The sequence below is a fragment of the Streptomyces sp. NBC_00250 genome (assembly GCF_036192275.1).
GTDB lineage: Bacteria > Actinomycetota > Actinomycetes > Streptomycetales > Streptomycetaceae > Streptomyces.
Genome location: NZ_CP108088.1, coordinates 1717790 through 1735072, shown reverse-complemented (window position 1 = coordinate 1735072; position 17283 = coordinate 1717790). Strand labels below are relative to the sequence as shown.

Below are 17283 nucleotides of genomic sequence, written 5' to 3'. Positions count from 1 at the left end.
GTCGTGGTTGCCGAGGAGATCCAGGCGGAGATCGACCAGCTTGGAGTGATGGCTGTAGCGCCAGGCCAGGCGGAACTGGCGTTGGCATTGGCCAGGACGTTCGACGAGACAGAGGCCCCGACCTCCCGAGCTGTGGTAGCCCGCGAGCTGGGTGTCGTGATGAAGACGCTGCGCGCACTTGCTCCGGTCCGATCGGAGGGGGACGCACTCGATGAGATCCAAGCTCGCCGAGAGAAGCGCCGCCACAGCGCCTGAACGCCTGCGCGGCGCCCAGCGGCCCCGCATCGAGACTGTCCCGCCCTACGTCTCCTCTGCCGGTCCTGAAGCGATCGAACTCGCAGCGTCAGCCGGCCTGATTCTTGACCCGTGGCAGCAGCATGCCCTCACGGTGGGCCTCGGAGAGACCGCAGACGGCCGCCACAGCGCCTTCGAGGTCGCCGTCACTGTGAGCCGGCAGAACGGCAAAGGGTCGATCATCGAAGCTCGGGAGCTTGCAGGCTTGTACCTGCTTGGCGAGGGCCTGATCATCCACAGTGCCCACGAGTTCAAGACGGCAATTGAAGCATTCCGCAGGATCGAATCACTGATCGTAAACGCCGACCATCTGCGGAAACGCGTCGCGCGGGTGCGGCGAACGACCGGCGAGGAAGCGATCGAGCTAATCACCGGCCAGCGGCTCCGCTTCCTGGCCCGCTCTGGTGGCAGCGGTCGAGGCTTCACCGGAGACTGCATCATCCTCGACGAGGACATGATTCTCGGCGACGACGCCATGGGCGCACTGATGCCCACAATGGCGGCTGTCGATGACCCTCAGGTCTGGTACCTCGGATCGGCAGGGATCGGAGCCCAGTCCCTCCAGCTCGCCCGCATCCGGCGCCGTGCCCTTGCGGCTATGGAGTCCGGCGAGCCCGATCCTTCGCTTGCCTACCTGGAATGGTCGATCAACGCGCACGTCAAGGAGTGCGCGACCAACTGCGCCGACCACGACGACCCGCTCGCCCCGGAGTCGGTGGCGAAGGCCAACCCTGCACTTGGGTACCGGCTGACGCTGGAGCACACCGAGCGCGAGCGCCGCACCATGGGTCCTGAGATCTTCGCCCGTGAGCGGCTTGGGGTCGGGGACTATCCGGCCGAGGAAGGCGACTCGTGGTCGGTCATCGGGAAGGACGTCTGGGAAGCCCTGGTGGAGGCAGACAGCCAGCCGGAGGCCCCGTACTCCTTCGCGATCGACACCACGCCGGAGCGGTCGCACACCTCCATCTGCATCGCGGGCCGCAACGACGCCGTCGTCCACGTTGAGGTCATCGAGAACCGGCCGGGCACCCAGTGGGTGGTGGACCGGGCCGCCGAGCTGCACGAGAAGTGGTCTCCGCGCTGTTGGGTCATCGATCCGTCGTCACCAGCTGGGTCCTTCATCAAGGAGCTGGAGGAACGCCTGGGCATCGAGGTGGTCACTCCGCGGGCCCGGGACGTCGCCCAGGCGACCGGCCAGTTCTATGACGCCGTGGTCTCGCAGCAGCTGGTCCACATCGGCCAGGCGCCCCTCTCTGTGGCACTTGCGGGTGCCAGGAAGCGCGACCTGGGCGAGGCGTGGGCGTGGGCCCGCCGCGGAGTCGGAGTCGACATCAGCCCCCTCGTGGGAGTCACGCTCGCCCGCTGGGGCCTGAGCGCAGAGGTCGAAGAGAAGCCGGATGAGGTGGAGCCATGGATCGCTTTCGACTGACCCGCAAGGGCTGGGCCCGCGCCGGAGTCCTGGCTGGCGGCGGGCTGGTGACGGCCGGGGTGGGGCTGGCGGTCGACCTGGCGGCGGCTTTGATCTCCAGCGGGGTGATGCTTGTCGCCTATTGCGTCGTCATCGCCGACATTGGCGGTGACGACACGTGACGACCCTGTGGAAGTCGCGGCGCCGCAAGGGCAGCCCGAGCCGGTCGATTTCGACGATCGACGACTACGCCCAGCTCCTCCAGGAGTCCCTCGGCTACGGCGGCTTCTCTCAGCTCGGGATCACGCAGACGCAGCCCGGCCAGGCGGCGGAGAAGGCCCCTGGGGACCTCCCGGGGTACGCCACTCTCTTTGCGACCAACCCGATCGTCTGGGCCTGCATGGTGGCCCGACAGTCCGTGTTCTCGTCGTCCCGGTTCACGTGGCAGCGCCTGAATCATGGCCGGCCCAGCGAGATGTTCGGCAACACGGAGCTGTCGATTCTGGAGACGCCGTGGGTTGGTGGGACGACTCAGGATCTGCTCGCCCGGGTCGTTCAGGACGCTGACCTCGCGGGCAACAGCTACTGGATGCGCGACGGCCCCGAGATGGTCCGGATGCGCCCCGACTGGGTGCAGATCGTCCTGGAGCGCCGGCAGCTCCGTGGCGGGCAACTGGGTTGGAAGCGGCTGGGCTACCTGTACCAGGAGCCCGGCGGCGACCCGGTGCCGCTGTTGGCGGACGAGGTGGCGCACTTCGCACCGGTCCCGGATCCGCTGGCGACGTACCGCGGCATGTCGTGGCTGACTCCGGTGCTGCGGGAGACGCAGAACGACAACCTGATGTCGGTGCACAAGCGGAAGTTCATGGAGAACGCCGCGACGCCGAACCTGGTGGTCAAGCTCGACCGCGAGGTGACCCCGGACGCCTTCGCCGCCTTCAAGGCGAAGATGGACTCGGGGCATCGCGGCATCGAGAACGCCTACAAGACCCTGTACCTGGGCGGCGGCGCCGACGTCAGCGTCGTGGGTAAGGACTTCCAACAGCTCGACTTCGCGAAGGTCCAAGGCGCCGGCGAAACCCGCATCGCGTCCGCAGCCGGCGTGCCGCCGGTCATCGTCGGCTTCTCCGAAGGCCTGGCAGCCGCCACTTACTCCAACTACGGGCAAGCCAGACGCCGCCTCGCGGACGGCACGATCCACCCCCTGTGGGGCAACGCCGCCGGCTCCTTTGCTCCGCTGCTCGCCTCCCCGGGCCCTGCGACACGGCTCTGGTACGACGTCCGCGACGTCCCGTTCCTCCGCGAGGACCGGAAGGACGCCGCCGAAATCCAAGGGATCCAGAGCAGGACGATCCGCGCCCTCGTGGATGCCGGATACACCCCGGAGTCCGTACAGCGCGCTGTCCAGGGCGAGGACTGGTCCCTGTTGGAGCACACCGGGCTCTTCTCCGTCCAACTCCAGGCCCCCGGTACACCCGGGCCGCCCACCATGCCCACGCCACCTGAGGAGGGGACCTGATGGGCACCCTGCTGCATCCCACGGCGCGAGACCTGACCAGGTCCGCGCCGTTCTCGTTCCAGCGAGCCGACGAAGAGCCGGACGATGACGGCCAGACCCTTCGCGGGTACGCCGCCGTGTTCGGCCAGGGCACGGAGATCGACTCGTGGGAGGGCTCGTTCACGGAGACGATCCGCAAGGGCGCCTTCCGGAAGACAATCCGCGAGTCGACGCCGGTCCTCCAGTTCGACCATGGTCGGCACCCGCTCATCGGCTCGCTCCCGATCGGTTCGATCGTCGACCTTCGCGAGGACGACGACGGCCTTTACGTCGAGGCCCGGATCACGGACAACTGGCTGATGGCCCCGGTCCGGGACGCCATCGCCGAGAAGACCGTCAAGGGGATGTCCTTCCGGTTCGAGGTCGTCCGCGAGCAGTGGACCGACGTCCACGGAAAGGTTGTCCGCGAGGACGAGATCGGCCACCTGCTGTGGCAGCCGGGGGACCGCGGTCCGCTCCGGCGGGAGCTGATCGAGCTGAAGTGCCGAGAGCTCGGGCCGGTGGTCTTTCCGGCCTATGCGGGCACCAGCGTGTCCGTGCGGGCCCGGGACATGGCCGACGGCCTGACCGCAGACGACCAGCTGACCCGGCAGATCCGCGCGTCCCTCGCGCGTGACGCCGCGGCCCCTCAGATTCCCGAGGACCCGCAACTGCGCCGCGAGGTCGCCGCGGCCCTTCTCTACCGCACCGTCCCCGGCCCGCTCCCTGAGCAGCCGGCCCCCGAGACCTCACCCCTTGGCGCGCCGCTCGAACGGGAGCACCCGCCAGCCTCCAGCACCACTGACGCGCCGCCCGCCGATGGGCACCCGTCGCCTTCCCCGCGCACCGCCGCCCTCCGTGCCCAGATCCGCGAGATCACCGGGCTCATGGGGGAGCGCCTCGCGTCCATCGACACCCCGAAGGAGAAGAGCTGATGGAGCTCTCCCACCCGCAGTCCGTCATCCGCCTCAACGACATCAAGGCCGAGCTGGAGCGCCTCGAGGAGAAGCCCGAGCTCACCGCCGAGGACGAGCAGTCCTTCGACGAGCTGACCCGCGAGTTCGCCGAGGTCGACGCCCACCGGCGTCAGCTGGAGCGCAAGTCCGCGCTGGAGCGCGTCAGGTCCGCCACCACCGCCACCGAGCGCCGGCCTGCCGCGACCCAGGTGCGCACCATCGGTGGCTCCTCGCACGGTGCCGACGGCTACGACGCCGACCCGATCCTCAACCCCGACTCGGTCGAGGACAGGCGCTTCCGCAACCCGTGGGACCTCTCGGAGGTCCGCACGTTCGGCCAGTCGAAGGGGCAGGTCGCCCACGAGATGCGGGCCCGAGCCCTCTCCGCAATCACGAAGATGGGCGGAGCCAGCGACCGCGTCCGCGCCGCTGCCACCGACATCATCGAGAAGTGGGACGACGGCGACGGACGCATCGCCCGCCACTGCCTGGCCACCAGCTCGCCCGAGTACCTGCGGGCCTGGTCGAAGGTTGCGGCGGGCAAGGGGCACATGATCACCCTCGACGAGCAGCGCGCCCTCGAGCGGGCCATGTCGCTCACCGACTCGGCGGGTGGCTACCTGGTGCCGTTCCAGCTCGACCCGACGGTCATCATCACCGCAAACGGCAGCCGCAACCAGATCAGGCAGGTGGCCCGTCAGGTGGTCGCCACCGGCGACGTGTGGAACGGCGTCTCCTCCGGCGCCGTGTCCTGGAGCTGGGACGCGGAAGGCGCCCAGGTCTCGGACGACTCCACCACGTTCGCGCAGCCGACCGTCCCCGTCCACAAGGCGGCCGGCTTCGTCCCGATCTCGATCGAGGCACTCGAGGACGAGGCGAACGTCACCCAGGAAGTCGCCCGCCTCCTGGCGTTCGGCCGCGACACCCTCGAGGCGGCGGCGTTCACGACGGGCTCCGGCTCCGGTCAGCCGACCGGCATCGTGACCGCTCTGGCCGGCGGTTCGTCCGAGGTCGCGCCGACGACGGCGGAGACCTTCGCCGCGGCCGACATCTACAAGCTCGACAACGCCCTCCCGGCCCGGTACCGCGCCGGAGCTTCGTGGCTGGCGAACCGGGCGATCTACAACCTGATCCGCCAGTTCGACACGTCTGGCGGCGCCCAGATGTGGGAGCGGATCGGCGCCGACGTCCCGCCGGAGCTCCTGGGTCGCCCGGCCCTGGAGGCCGAGGACATGGACGGCACGTTCGACGTCGCGGCCACGGCCAACAACTACCTGGCCGTGTACGGCGACTTCTCCAACTACGTCATCGCGGACCGGGTCGGTATGACGGTGGAGTTCATCCCGCACCTCGTGGGTGCCAACCAGCGTCCGACGGGCCAGCGCGGCTGGTACGCGTACTACCGGGTCGGCGCCGACAGCGTCAACGACGCCGCGTTCCGCATGCTCAACCTGGCCACGACTGCCTGACAGTCATCAGCTGCGCGGTGGGTCCAGCGAGCCATGGATCCGCCGCGCTGCAGAAAGGAAGCAGATCAGTGGCTATCAAGCGGTGCAAGGCGGCGTTCGCCGCCAACATCAACGGGGCTCCCCACATGTTCACGGTGGGGCAGCTCGTTGCCGACGACCACCCAGTCATCAAGGGACGCGAGGCTCTCTTCGAGGACGTCGAGACCTACGTGTCCGATCGCTCGGCATCCCGGGTCGAGCAGGCCACTGCCGCCCCGGGCGAGAAGCGATCGGTTGGCCGGGGCGCGGCCAAGAAGGTGGCCGCCAAGAAGCCGGACGCCCAGCCCGACTCGGGCTCCAGCGAGGGAGGCACGAAGTGAGGTCCAGTCTCTACAACGTCGCCCTGGTGAAGTCGACCGTCCTTCCGGCCGGCCCCCGGACCACAACCACAACTGGCACGACGGTGGACCGGATGACGGATGAGGGCGGATTCCGATCTGCCCTCATCGCCGTCCACGCGGGCGTCGTCACCGACGGCACCCACACCGTCGAGGTGCAGGACTCTCCGAACGGATCGGACTGGACTGCCGTCGCGAACGAGTTCCTGCAGGGTTCGGAACCTGCGATCACGTCCGCCAACGACGACCGTGTCCACGAGATCGGGTACACCGGCCACCAGCGCTACCTCCGCGTCGTCGTGACGGTGTCGGGCACGCCGTCGACGGGTGGCATCTACGGGGCGACGATCACGCTGGGCTGGCCACGGAAGATGCCCCCTTCGCGCGCGTAGAGGACCGGTGACGGATCATGCCGTTCGACCTCGGCGCGACAGCGCGCCTGACCGCGGAGTGTCGAGACCCTGGCGGCACCCTCACCACCGCCAGCGGTGTCACCGTTACGGTGACCCTGCCGGACGGCACAACCGCCTCCCCGACGGCATCGGAGTCGGGCACAGGCCAGTACCGGGTCGACTATCCGACGGCTCAGGCCGGACGGCATGTGATCCGCTGGCAGTTCACCAGCCCGGTAGATGCCCATACCGACTCCTTCGACGTTCGCGAGGCCGCCCCGCCGGGGATCCTCTCGCTCTCGGACGCCAAGCAGTACCTGAGGCTCACCAGCACGGCGGAGGACGACGAGCTCCGATCCTGGATCGAGTCGATCACGGCAGGCATCGAGGGGACTTGCGGGCCGGTCGTCGTCCGGACCGCCACCGAGCGGGTCGATTTCCGCTGCGCCTCGTCCATCGCGCTGCGGGCCATTCCGGTCATTGAGCTGGTGTCCGTCACCGCGCTGCTCGCCGACGGCACTGGGTACGCCACGGCAGAACTTGACCTCGACCCCGGTACCGGAATCGTTCGGCGTCTGGACGGCGGCATGCTCGTCGGCCCCCTCGTCTTCGCGACCCGGGTCGGCCGGCTGGTCGTCCCTGCCTCGCTCACCGCGGCGGCCCGGATCATCCTGCGGCACCTGTGGCAAACCCGGCAGGGCCCGCAGCGGCCGCAGCTTGGCACGGGTGACTTCGATGTCAACGAGCCCACGCCACACTTCGGCTACGCCATCCCGAACCGCGCGCTCCAGCTAATGGAGCCGTACCGACTGCCGCCGGGGGTGGGCTGATGGCGACCTCTGTCGTTCCTGCGGCGATCGATGCACTGCTGGAGATCCTCCGGGCCGCACCCGCCTTGACCGGCGTGCAGATCGTGGACGGGCCGCCGGTGGATGACCAGTCGGTCGCCGACCAGGTGTGCATCGGCTACCAGCCCGGCGAGGGCGAGGGCGCGTCCATGCTCCAGGACTTCGCGTACATCGGCGCCCGGCAGCGGGAGGAGAACGGCGTCATCTCCTGCTGGATCGACTGCTGGACTGGCGATGCCGACATCCGTCCCCGCAGGCAGCGTGGCTTCGAGCTCCTGGCTGTCGTCGAGGACGCCCTCCGCGCCAGTGAGGCCGCGCCGGAGGCCCCGACGCTGAACGGCGTCGTCCAGTGGGCCCAGGTCGCAGGCGCCTCCCTGCGCCAGGCCAACACCGATCAGGGCGCCCGGGCCGGAGTCGGATTCACGGTCACGTACCTCGCCCGCATCTGACCCACTACACCACCTTCGAGGAGACCCTCATGGCGCGCGTGCGCTTCCTCGGCCCGGAGCCGGTCACCGTGCCGGAGCTCGGCTCTCGGGCCATCAACCCTGACCAGATCGTCGAGATCCCCGATGACCGCTTCGACGGCTACGTCTGCCAGCCCGGCACGTGGCAGGCCGTCGAGGAACCCGCCCAGTGGCGCGGTGAGCACGGCCCCGAGACGGTCACATTTGGCCAGACCGCCCCCGCGGCCGCGGCCCAGAAGAAGACGGCGTCCAAGTCTGCAGCGAAGGAGGGCTGACCCGTGGCGATCGGATCCGGACTCGGCGCCCAACTGGGCATCGCTCCCGAGTCGACATACGGCACCTACGTGGCGCCGACGCAGTTCATCGAGTTCACGAAGGAAGGCCTCCAGCTCAAGAAGACGACCGCGCAGTCCGCGGGCATCGCGGCCGGCCGCCTCCTGCCGCTGTCTTCCCGTCGCGTCGTCACTCAGCGGCAGGCCTCCGGCAGCATCGACCTGGAGGTGACCACGAAGGCCATGGGGCTGCTGCTCCAGGCCCTCATGGGGACGTCGGTCACCCCTGTCCAGCAGGAAACGACCACGGCCTACCTTCAGACCCACACCCTGGCCGATGTCGCAGGGAAGTCGCTGACGATCCAGAAGGGTGTGCCGCTCACGACCGGCACGGTGACGAGGAAGAACTTCCTCGGCTGCAAGGTTGTCAGCGGCGAGTTCTCCTGCGGCGTGGGCGAGATGCTCACCGCGAGCTTCGAGATCGACGCCAAGGACGTCGAGGAGACGTCCGTCCTGGCTGCCGCGAGCTACCCCACCATGGCTCCGTTCCACTTCACGCAGATGGCGGTGAAGACCGGAACGTACAGCTCGGAGGCGGCTCGCAGCGGCATCCGCAAGGCGAGCGTGAAGATCGAGCGACCGCAGGACGTCGAGCGGTTCTACGCCGGGGCGTCCGGCCTGAAGGCCGAGCCGATCACGAACGACCAGGTGAAGATCACCGGATCACTGGAGATGGACTACGTCGATACCATCCTCGACGACCTCCACACCTCGGACGCAGCGACATCGCTGGTCCTGGAGTTCATCGGCGCCACGATCGAGGACACCTACGCCGAGACGTTCCGGATCACCCTGCCGGCGGTCCGGTTCGACGAGGCCCCGCCGGTGGTCGACGGATTCGGGATCATCAAGCCCACGCTGTCCTTCACTGGTCTCTTCGACGGGACGAACCAGCCTCGGATCGAGTACATCTCGACCGATGCCACCCTGTAGGCGGGATGGCCAGCTCCGTCCGAATCGTCGGCACGGCGCAGCTCCTGGCCCTCCAGGACCGGCTGCGTCGTGCCGACGAGGAACGCATTCGCGCCTCAATGCAGCGGCGAATCCGGCGAGCGGCCGAGCCGTTGCGGGATGGGATGCAGGACACGATCCGGTCCCTTCCGATCCGGGCTGAGCCACGCAAGGCGGGGTCCCGGGGTGGGCCGTCGCCAACGACGCGGCCGCTCCGGGCCACGGTTGCCGAGGCTGTCCGGATCACCGTCCGAACGACCGGCGCCGTTGGTGCACGCGTCTGGATGGACAAGAACCTCCTCCCCAGCGACCTGCGCGGCATGCCGGGGGCCATGAACAGCTCGAACGGCCGGATCCGCCATCCCACCTTCGGCCGCAAGGGCCGCGGGGGCTGGGTCAACCAGTGGACGACCCCCATGTGGTGGGAGAAGACCGTTCGCCAGCACACCCCCCGCATGACCGCAGAAGTCGGGCGGGTCCTCAACGACGTCCGCCAGATCCTCAGCTAGGAGAACCACGTGCTCATCGTGCACACCCCCGCCGACGGCGAAGTTGAACGCTTTGACTTCCGTACCGTCCGCACCTCGGAGGCGTCGATCATCACCGGCCTGGTCAGCGCTGACCTGAACTGGCAGCAGGTGAAGCAGCGGCTGGCCGATGAGGATCCGGATGTGCTGCGAGCCGTCGCCTTCGTGATCAAGAAGCGGAGTCACCCGTCGCTGCGGATCGCGGACTTCGACCCGCTCGTGGGCGAACTCGGCGTTCGGCTCGACCGCAAGGAGGTTGAGGAGTGGGCAGAGATCGCCGCTGAGCGGATCGCCGAGACCGAGCTGCCTGTCGAGGTGATCGAGATGTCCCTCTCAACGATCCTCGACGAGGCTGACGACACCGACCACGCCAAGGAGACGATCCAGCGGCTGCTCGCGGGAAAATCCGTCGCCGCCCCCGCCGCGGCGACGCCCGTCAGCGACCCGTCGACGACCGAGGAATCGACGAGCTCCGTACCGTCTACCTCGGACTCTTCGCCCACCTCCTCCACATTGATGGAAGTCGGCTCGACGACCTGAGGGTCGACGACTTCGAGGCCTATGTCGCCTGGATAGACCAGCACCTAGCCCAGCAGCAGAGCGGAGGCGGTGATGGCTGAGCGGCTGACGTTCGTTCTCGAAGGCCGGGACAACCTCTCCCGCGTTCTGGGGCATGCAGGGGAATCCGCAGAGCGCCTGCGCCGCTCGATGGAGGACGCGTCCGACGGCTCCGGCCGCGCCATGCTTACCCTCACCCGGGACGCTGACGGCCGGCTGCGAGACCTCGAGGGTCGCTTCATCTCCACAGCGGACGCGGCCGCGCTCATGGCCACCCGCACCGAGGAATCCGCGCGGCCAGTAGCAGACTGGTCCCGCGCCGCTGACACCGCCAGCAAGGCGGGCAAGCAGCTGCGTTCCTCGCTGCTGACGCTCGCGCCGGCCGCGATCCCGATGGCCGCCGCCATCGCGCCGCTTGCGGCGTCGACCGCTGCGGCCGGCGTGGGTCTGGCGGCGCTGGGGCTGGCGACCGGTCGCCAGGTCGCTGCGATGTCGGAGGCGGCGAAGGCGGAGCAGAAGTACAGCGATGCAGTCGATGAGTCCGGGAAGAACTCTGCCGCCGCGGTCAAGGCTCAGGTCGCTTACGCGAAGCAGATGGCGAAGCTGCCGCCGGAAACTCGCCGCGCTGCGGCAGCCCTGTCGGTGTTCAAGGGCGAGTTCGAAGACTGGTCGGACTCGCTCGCGAAGGACACCACGGCACCGCTGGTCAAGGGCCTGGGCGTGGTGCAGGCAATCTTCCCCAAGCTCACGCCAACAGTGAAGGGTGCGGCCGCGCAGCTGGACCGTATTCTCACGCTTGCCGGCGGCGGTGTCGCCAGCCCTGGCTTCGACGGCTTCATGGCCAAGGTCGACAAGTGGTCGACTGGTGCGCTCACCCGTGCCACCGACGGGCTCGTCCGGCTCATGCGCGCTGCCAGTGAGGGGAAGGTCGGCGGCGGCGTCGCCGAGTTCATGAGCTGGGCCCGACAGCAGGGCCCGGCCGTGTCTGCGACCTTGCGGGATCTGGGCCGCGCACTGCTGAGCATCGTGGAGTCAGGTGCCGAGGTCGGCGTGGGCATGCTCGACGTAGTCCAGGTCCTCAGCCGTCTTGTGGCCGCCGTACCTTCGGGGGCGCTCACGACGCTGCTCCAGCTTGCCATCGCCATCAAGGCAGTCAACCTGGCTGTGGCCGGAGGCGCGGCCGCGAAGGCCGCGATGGCAGCGTTCGGCGTACAGATCATGGCCATGCGGACCGCCGCGGCGGGCGCGCCAGGCCCACTTGCTGCGGCTGGCGCCGCGATCACCGGGCTGTCCCGCACAGCAAAGCTCGCCCTTGTGGGTACAGGCATCGGCCTGCTGGTCATTGCCCTGACCGAACTGTCGCAGATTGGACGGCAGGCGCCGCCGGACGTCGACAAGTTGACCGGCTCGCTGAGGCAGCTCGGATCCACAGGGCAGGTCACCGGCGAGGCTGCGCGGGCCTTCGGCCGCGATCTGGGTGGCCTGTACGACAAGGTCCGCTCCCTGACCGATCCGTCAGCGGTCGACAGCGTTCAGCAGTGGATCGTGACGCTGGGCGGACTCGGGAACTGGGACTCCACCCCAGTCAAGGAGGGCAAGGAGAATCTCGACGCCGTCGACAAGGCGTTGGCCGGCATGGTGTCCAGTGGCAACGCCGACCTGGCGGCGGCCGCACTCCGGGAGCTGACCGCCGAGTACGGCAAGGGCGGCCGGGACACTGCACAGTTCACGCAGCAGCTGGACGACTACGAGGCCGCGATCGCCGATGCCGCATTCGAGCAGCGGCTTGCGGCTCAGTCGATGGGTCTGTTCGGCGACCAGGCCGTAGCGACCAAGCAGAAGCTCGACGCGCAGAAGCTGAGCGCGGACGGCTTGCGGCAGTCGATCGTCGCTCTGAACGACGTCAACCGCGCCGGGCTCGGCGGGATGGTCGCCTTCGAGGCGGCGCTGGATGCGACAACCAAGGCGGCAAAGGAGAATGCGGGCGCCTGGGGCAAGAACGCCAGCACCTACGACCTGTCGACGGAGAAGGGCCGGACGGCAGCAACTGCGCTGAGTGATCTCGCAGCGAAGACGGATGCGGCCACGGCTGCCGCACGGGAGTCCGGGGCTTCGTGGTCCACAGTCAACGGGATCTACGACCGCGGGCGGCTGAAGCTCATCGAGTCTGCCAAGCAGATGGGTCTCAGTGAGGGGGCCGCGCGGCGCCTGGCCGATCAGATCCTGAAGACGCCGGACAAGACCGCGAAGCTCAAGGGCAACTTGGAGGACTTGCAGGCAAAGCTGGCCGACGCGAAGAAGCGTCTGGCGTCGGTCCCGGACAGCAAGAAGGCCGCGATTCGGGCGGAGATTGGCCAGCTCGAAGCTCAGGTCGCACGGGCCAAGGGTGCGATCAACTCGGTGCAGGGCAAGACCGTCTCTGTCATGGTCCAGTATCGGGCCTCCCACAGCAGCGCCTCGGACTTCACCAAGAGCATCGGCGGCTACGCCGGGGGCGGTACGCCGCGTGCTGGCGAGTGGGCGTGGGTCGGTGAAGAGGGTCCCGAGCTGGTGCAGTTCAAGGGCAGCGGTGCCCGGGTCTACGACCACCGCACGTCCATGGGAATGGCCGGACAGGCGGGCGCTGGTCAGGACGTGGGCGCCGGGCTGATGGCCGGGATGCTCGGGTCCCGGTCCGGGGTGGAGCAGGCCGCGCGGATCATGGCGGGCGGCGTCGAGGCCGGGATCCGGTCCGAGCTGGAGATCGCGTCCCCGTCGAAGAAGACGAAGCGGCTGATGGGCCACGCGGGGGACGGCGCCGCCCAGGGCCTGGCCAAGGCAAGGGCCAAGCTCCAGGCCCAGATGAAGCCCCTGATGCAGGACGTCCGGGACGGCATCATCCGTGGGCTGACCGGCTCCAAGTCAAAGATCCAGGCCACGGCGGCGGACCTCAACCGGGACATCTGGAAGGCATGGGAGGGCCAGAAGACCACCAAGGACAGCAACCTGGTCAAGCTGGTCAACCGGGAGCACGACAAGCTGCAGAAACTCGCGTCGAAGCGGGACGCCCTCGCATCGAAGGTCAAGAGCGCGCAAGACCTCCTGAAGTCCCGCATCGAGGAGCAGGCGAGCTACCGGGCCGGCGTGAAGTCGACGGCGCAGAACGCGTCGTCGCTGTCGAGCCTCGGTTTGGAGCCTGCTCAGGTCACAGCGGGCAGTATTCGTGCGGGCCTCCAGCAGAAGCTCGTGAAGCTCAGGCAGTTCAACCGCTACATCACCGCCCTGACCAAGCGGGGCCTGAGCAAGAACCTCCTCCGTCAGCTCCTCGCCATGGGGCCCGAGGAGGGGTTCGCCTACGCGGCTGCTCTTGCCGGAATGACGGCTCCGGAGTTCAAGCAGGTCAACTCGGTCCAGTCGCAGATCGACCGGGAGGCCGACTCCCTCGGCCGGACGGGTGCGAAGACCCTGTACGACGCGGGGGTCAATAGCGCCAAGGGCCTGGTCGCGGGGCTCCAGTCCCAGCAGAAGGCCATCGAGCAGCAGATGCTGACGATCGCTCGCGGCATGGAGCGGGCCCTTAAGAAGGCCCTCGGTATCAAGTCGCCCTCGCGCGTCGGGCATGGCATTGGCAGCAACTTTGCCCGGTCCACGGGTGATGGCGCGCTCGCCGAACTGGCCTACGTCGGCCGCGCGGTCGACGCGGTTGCAGGGCGGATGGCCGGCATGCGGCCAGCCCCCGGGCTGCCTGCCGCCGGGCTCGGCGTCGGAGCCTCGGGTGCTGCCACGGTCGTCAACCACTTCCACATCGAGAACGCCATGGACCCCGTCAGAGTCGGCAAGGAGATCCAAAAGGTGTTGGTCACGTTGAAGCGCACCAACGGTGGAGGAGGGCTCGGGTTCGCATGACGAGAGTGACAGTGCAGTGCGGGTTCGGTTACTCGGCGGTGGCGCCTGACCTGGCGTGGACGGACATCACCCAGTTCGTAAAGCTGACGGCCAGCGAGGGGATCTCCATCACCCGCGGGGCGTCCGACGAACTCGCGGACACCCAGACCGGCACCATGACGCTGGAGCTGGACAACCGCGACGGACGGTTCACCCCGGGCCGTGCGGGGCCGTACTCCCCGCACGTCCGCCGCAGCTGCCCGGTCCGGGTCATCGCCACCATCCTCGAAGGGAAGAACCACTGCACCCAGCCTGGGTTCGAAACCGACGACGGCAGCTGGTCGGCTCCTGACGGTCAGGAGCCGAGCGGCGCCGGCGTCGACACCGACCACGTCAAAAGTGGAACCTTCGCGCACAAGATCTCGTGGTCGACCTCCGGTACCGGCGGAGTGCTGCAGTACCCGCTGTATGGGCTCACGATCGGCGTGCCCTACACCGCGTCCATGTACGTGTGGGTGCCGGCCGGAGATCCAGCGGTCCGGCTCGACATCGACGGCGCCACCGTCGGCGCCGCCTCCACACTGACCGGGGCTTGGGACCGGATCTCCGTCACGTGGACCACCAGCGCGGCCTCCCATACGCTGCGGATCACCACGAACACCACCTCGCCGACCAGCGGGGACGCGGTGTGGATGGACGAGATGCAGGTTGAGGAGGGCTCCGCCCCGACGGCCTGGTCGTCCGGCCCGGCCACGCATCACGCCCGGTTCTTCGGAATGGTCACCTCCTGGCCGATGGGCTGGGAGGGCCTGCATTCCACAGTCACGATCACGGCGTCGGACACGACGAAGTGGCTGAGCCGGCGTCCGGCCCTCGGACCGATGCTGGTCGAGGAAGTCCAGGGCGACGAGGCCAAGCTGTACTACCCGCTGTCCGAGCCGGAGAGCTCAACGACGGGCGGGGACCAGTCCGGCTACTCGCGGCCGTCGATGACGATCCAGCAGACCGGGGCCGGCGGGACCCTCACGTTCGGCACGGATGTCGGCCCGCCGTCGGACGATCTGCCTGCGCCGACGTTCACACCAGCGTCGTCCTCGGCCGGGAAGTATCTACAGTGCACCGTGTCGCCGCTGCTCACCTCCAGCGGCGACACCGGTAACCCGATCCCGGGTTCCCAGGCGTTTGAGGTGTGGTTCTCCACGTCCACCTCCGGCCGCACGATCATGACGTGGTCGTCGGGCGCCCCGGCGGCCTTCGACAGTGGCATCCGGTTCCAACTGGAGTCCGGCACCGGGAAGCTCCAGATCGTCGAGTACGACTCCCACGGGCCGACCACCATTACGGTCGCCACCCCGAACCTGGCCACCGGAGCGCAGCACCACCTGGTGTGGGATGAGCAAGGGCATGACGTGTGGGTCGACGGCGTCCAGTACGCCGTCGCGACCACCACCTGGCAGGACCGGATCATCCTCACCGTCGGCGCCAACGAGTCCGGCACGGGCCTGTGGTCGGGCACGATCAGCCATGTCGCCGCCTACGTCCGCCTTGGGGGTTTCCCCGCGATCAGCGAGATCGTCGAGCACTACGCCGCAGGCATGACCGGCCACGAGGGCGAGTCCTCGTGGATCCGCATGTACCGGCTCGGCGGCTACGCCAAAATCCCGGCAGTCATCCCGCAGGGGTCGTTCAGTGCGGTGGCGTCGCAGGGACAGCTGGGATCGTCGCCGCTCTCGCACATGCGGGACGTGGAGCGGACAGAGAACGGCCGGCTCTTCGCCGACCGGGCGACCGCGCAGCTGGTGTTCCAGAGCCGGACCGTCCGCTACAACCCGACCAGCGCGGTGACCCTGGAGTACGCAGACCTGGAGACCCCCGACGTCGAGTTCAGCGACGACGACCAGAAACAGGTCAACCTCGTCCGGGCCAGCAGGCCGGGCGGGGCGACGCAGCGGATTCAGGACCCGACGTCGATCGCTCTTGACGGGATCGCCGAGCAGCAGCTCGACCTCCTGAAGACCACCGACGCCGAGGTCATCGATGCAGCAACGTGGCTGGTCATCCGCTACGCCGACCCGCAGCCGGAGATCCGGCAGCTCCCCGTCCAGGCCGCGACCCTGTCGACGGCCACGTACCGGGCGCTCCTCGACGCCGACATCTCCACGGTCTTCACGGTCACAGACCTGCCCGACGAGGCGATTTCGCCCACGTCCACGGTGCTGGTGGAGGGCTACACCGAGGAGATCAAGGAAGGCCAGCACACGTTGAACTTCCACACCTCGCGAGCGGACCTCGGCTCGGTCTGGGTCCTCGACGACCCCGTGTACTCGGTGCTCGGCACCACCAGCCGCCTCGCCTACTGAAAGGCCACCCATGCCGATCACCCGGGCGGAGAACTTCTATCTCCCTCCGCCGCATATGAGCCCCGGCGCCTGGGACAACGAGCCCCCGGCGATGCGCGCGGTCCGCTGGTACGAGATGCGCAGCCAGCGTCGGCTCCCAGTCACCGACGGCGTCCTCCTCGACCAGCAGCTCTACGCCCAGGTCAACCACGGCAGATGGGTGGCGAACTGCACCTGCATGTCGGCGCAGATCGTCACCCCGGCCGACCCCCGCATGTGGTGCGTCGAGTGCGGCACCGGCTGGTGGCAGGTCACCTTCCCCGCCGACGTCGCCGCCGTCGAGCAGCAGCTCGCCGCCCTGCCCCTCGCCGAGCGGAACTGGTGGGCGGACGACGACCCGACCGACCCGGCCCGCCCCACCCTGGAGGTCTGATGACGATCGCTACCCCCCGCACCTGGGTCGTCGGCGAGGTCGTCACCGCGGCCATGCTGAACGCCGAGATCCGGGATCAATGGACGGATCTGATCTCCAGCTGGACCAGCTACACCCCGTCCTGGACGGCGACCGGCACCGCGCCCGTCCTCGGCAATGGGACGATCTTCGGCCGGTACAAGATCGTCGGCAAGGTGTGCACCGTGGCCTTCGAGCAGGTCATGGGCACGACCACCACCTTCGGTACCGGCGCCTGGGGCTGGTCGCTCCCCTTCACCGCCGCGTCCCCCGCCAGCTCCTCGACGAACTTCGGCTACCTCGGCACCGCCCGGGGCCACTCCGCCACCACCTGGTACACCGGCGCGATCAACGTCGCCAAGGGCAGCGCCATCGCCCGTGCCTACTCACACAGTGCCTCCACCGACTGGTCCACATCCCAGCCCCACAGCTGGGTCGGCGCCAGCACCAACTTCCTGAACGCGCTGGTCACCTACGAGACCACCTGATCCGCACCCCCTACCGTCCGCCCCG

Annotated in this window: 18 protein-coding genes; all 18 read left to right on the top strand. The window is 68.6% G+C overall.

The features are described 5' to 3' along the window. Positions 1-3 precede the first annotated feature (3 nt). The 18 genes from OG259_RS07590 to OG259_RS07505 all read left to right on the top strand — a co-directional run bounded on the left by OG259_RS07590 (position 4) and on the right by OG259_RS07505 (position 17258). Positions 4-255, top strand: coding sequence for a hypothetical protein (locus OG259_RS07590; RefSeq protein WP_328941530.1), 252 nt, complete (start codon positions 4-6; stop codon positions 253-255). After that, the gene (locus tag OG259_RS07585; RefSeq protein WP_328941529.1) at positions 212-1723 is read left to right on the top strand and encodes a terminase; all 1512 of its coding nucleotides are present in this window, start codon (positions 212-214) and stop codon (positions 1721-1723) included. The genes OG259_RS07590 and OG259_RS07585 overlap by 44 nt, the downstream gene beginning before the upstream one ends. Continuing rightward, on the top strand, positions 1705-1884 hold the full coding sequence (locus OG259_RS07580) for a hypothetical protein (RefSeq protein WP_328941528.1): 180 nt from the start codon (positions 1705-1707) through the stop codon (positions 1882-1884). Before OG259_RS07585 ends, OG259_RS07580 begins: the two co-directional genes overlap by 19 nt. Continuing rightward, positions 1881-3221 carry a phage portal protein gene (locus OG259_RS07575; protein WP_328941527.1) on the top strand — a complete coding sequence of 447 codons (1341 nt, stop codon included), beginning with the start codon at positions 1881-1883 and terminating at the stop codon, positions 3219-3221. The genes OG259_RS07580 and OG259_RS07575 overlap by 4 nt, the downstream gene beginning before the upstream one ends. After that, on the top strand, positions 3221-4174 hold the full coding sequence (locus OG259_RS07570) for an HK97 family phage prohead protease (protein ID WP_328941526.1): 954 nt from the start codon (positions 3221-3223) through the stop codon (positions 4172-4174). The genes OG259_RS07575 and OG259_RS07570 overlap by 1 nt, the downstream gene beginning before the upstream one ends. Beyond that, positions 4174-5664, top strand: coding sequence for a phage major capsid protein (locus OG259_RS07565; RefSeq protein ID WP_328941525.1), 1491 nt, complete (start codon positions 4174-4176; stop codon positions 5662-5664). Before OG259_RS07570 ends, OG259_RS07565 begins: the two co-directional genes overlap by 1 nt. 68 nt (positions 5665-5732) lie before the next feature. Continuing rightward, positions 5733-6023: a hypothetical protein gene (locus OG259_RS07560; RefSeq protein ID WP_328941524.1), complete on the top strand. Its 291-nt coding sequence runs from the start codon at positions 5733-5735 to the stop codon at positions 6021-6023. Continuing rightward, positions 6020-6433 (top strand): hypothetical protein, encoded by a 414-nt coding sequence (locus OG259_RS07555; protein ID WP_328941523.1) that lies wholly within the window; start codon positions 6020-6022, stop codon positions 6431-6433. Before OG259_RS07560 ends, OG259_RS07555 begins: the two co-directional genes overlap by 4 nt. Positions 6434-6450: 17 nt before the next feature. Further along, positions 6451-7263: a head-tail connector protein gene (locus tag OG259_RS07550; RefSeq protein ID WP_328941522.1), complete on the top strand. Its 813-nt coding sequence runs from the start codon at positions 6451-6453 to the stop codon at positions 7261-7263. Further along, positions 7263-7730: a hypothetical protein gene (locus tag OG259_RS07545; protein ID WP_328941521.1), complete on the top strand. Its 468-nt coding sequence runs from the start codon at positions 7263-7265 to the stop codon at positions 7728-7730. The genes OG259_RS07550 and OG259_RS07545 overlap by 1 nt, the downstream gene beginning before the upstream one ends. Positions 7731-7759: 29 nt before the next feature. Next, positions 7760-8023, top strand: coding sequence for a hypothetical protein (locus OG259_RS07540; protein WP_328941520.1), 264 nt, complete (start codon positions 7760-7762; stop codon positions 8021-8023). A 3-nt stretch (positions 8024-8026) separates the two neighbouring features. After that, complete coding sequence (locus tag OG259_RS07535) at positions 8027-9013, top strand: phage tail tube protein (protein WP_328941519.1); 987 nt, start codon at positions 8027-8029, stop codon at positions 9011-9013. Positions 9014-9315: 302 nt separating this feature from the next. Further along, positions 9316-9540, top strand: coding sequence for a hypothetical protein (locus OG259_RS07530; RefSeq protein ID WP_328941518.1), 225 nt, complete (start codon positions 9316-9318; stop codon positions 9538-9540). 9 nt (positions 9541-9549) lie between these two features. After that, positions 9550-10098, top strand: a complete 549-nt coding sequence (locus OG259_RS07525) for a hypothetical protein (RefSeq protein ID WP_328941517.1) — start codon at positions 9550-9552, stop codon at positions 10096-10098. A 72-nt stretch (positions 10099-10170) separates the two neighbouring features. Continuing rightward, complete coding sequence (locus OG259_RS07520) at positions 10171-14001, top strand: hypothetical protein (RefSeq protein ID WP_328941516.1); 3831 nt, start codon at positions 10171-10173, stop codon at positions 13999-14001. Further along, positions 13998-16340 carry a carbohydrate binding domain-containing protein gene (locus OG259_RS07515; RefSeq protein WP_328941515.1) on the top strand — a complete coding sequence of 781 codons (2343 nt, stop codon included), beginning with the start codon at positions 13998-14000 and terminating at the stop codon, positions 16338-16340. The genes OG259_RS07520 and OG259_RS07515 overlap by 4 nt, the downstream gene beginning before the upstream one ends. A 10-nt stretch (positions 16341-16350) precedes the next feature. Continuing rightward, entirely contained in the window at positions 16351-16752 is a 402-nt protein-coding gene (locus tag OG259_RS07510; protein ID WP_328941514.1) for a hypothetical protein, read from the top strand. Further along, on the top strand, positions 16752-17258 hold the full coding sequence (locus OG259_RS07505) for a hypothetical protein (RefSeq protein WP_328941513.1): 507 nt from the start codon (positions 16752-16754) through the stop codon (positions 17256-17258). Before OG259_RS07510 ends, OG259_RS07505 begins: the two co-directional genes overlap by 1 nt. Positions 17259-17283 lie beyond the last annotated feature (25 nt).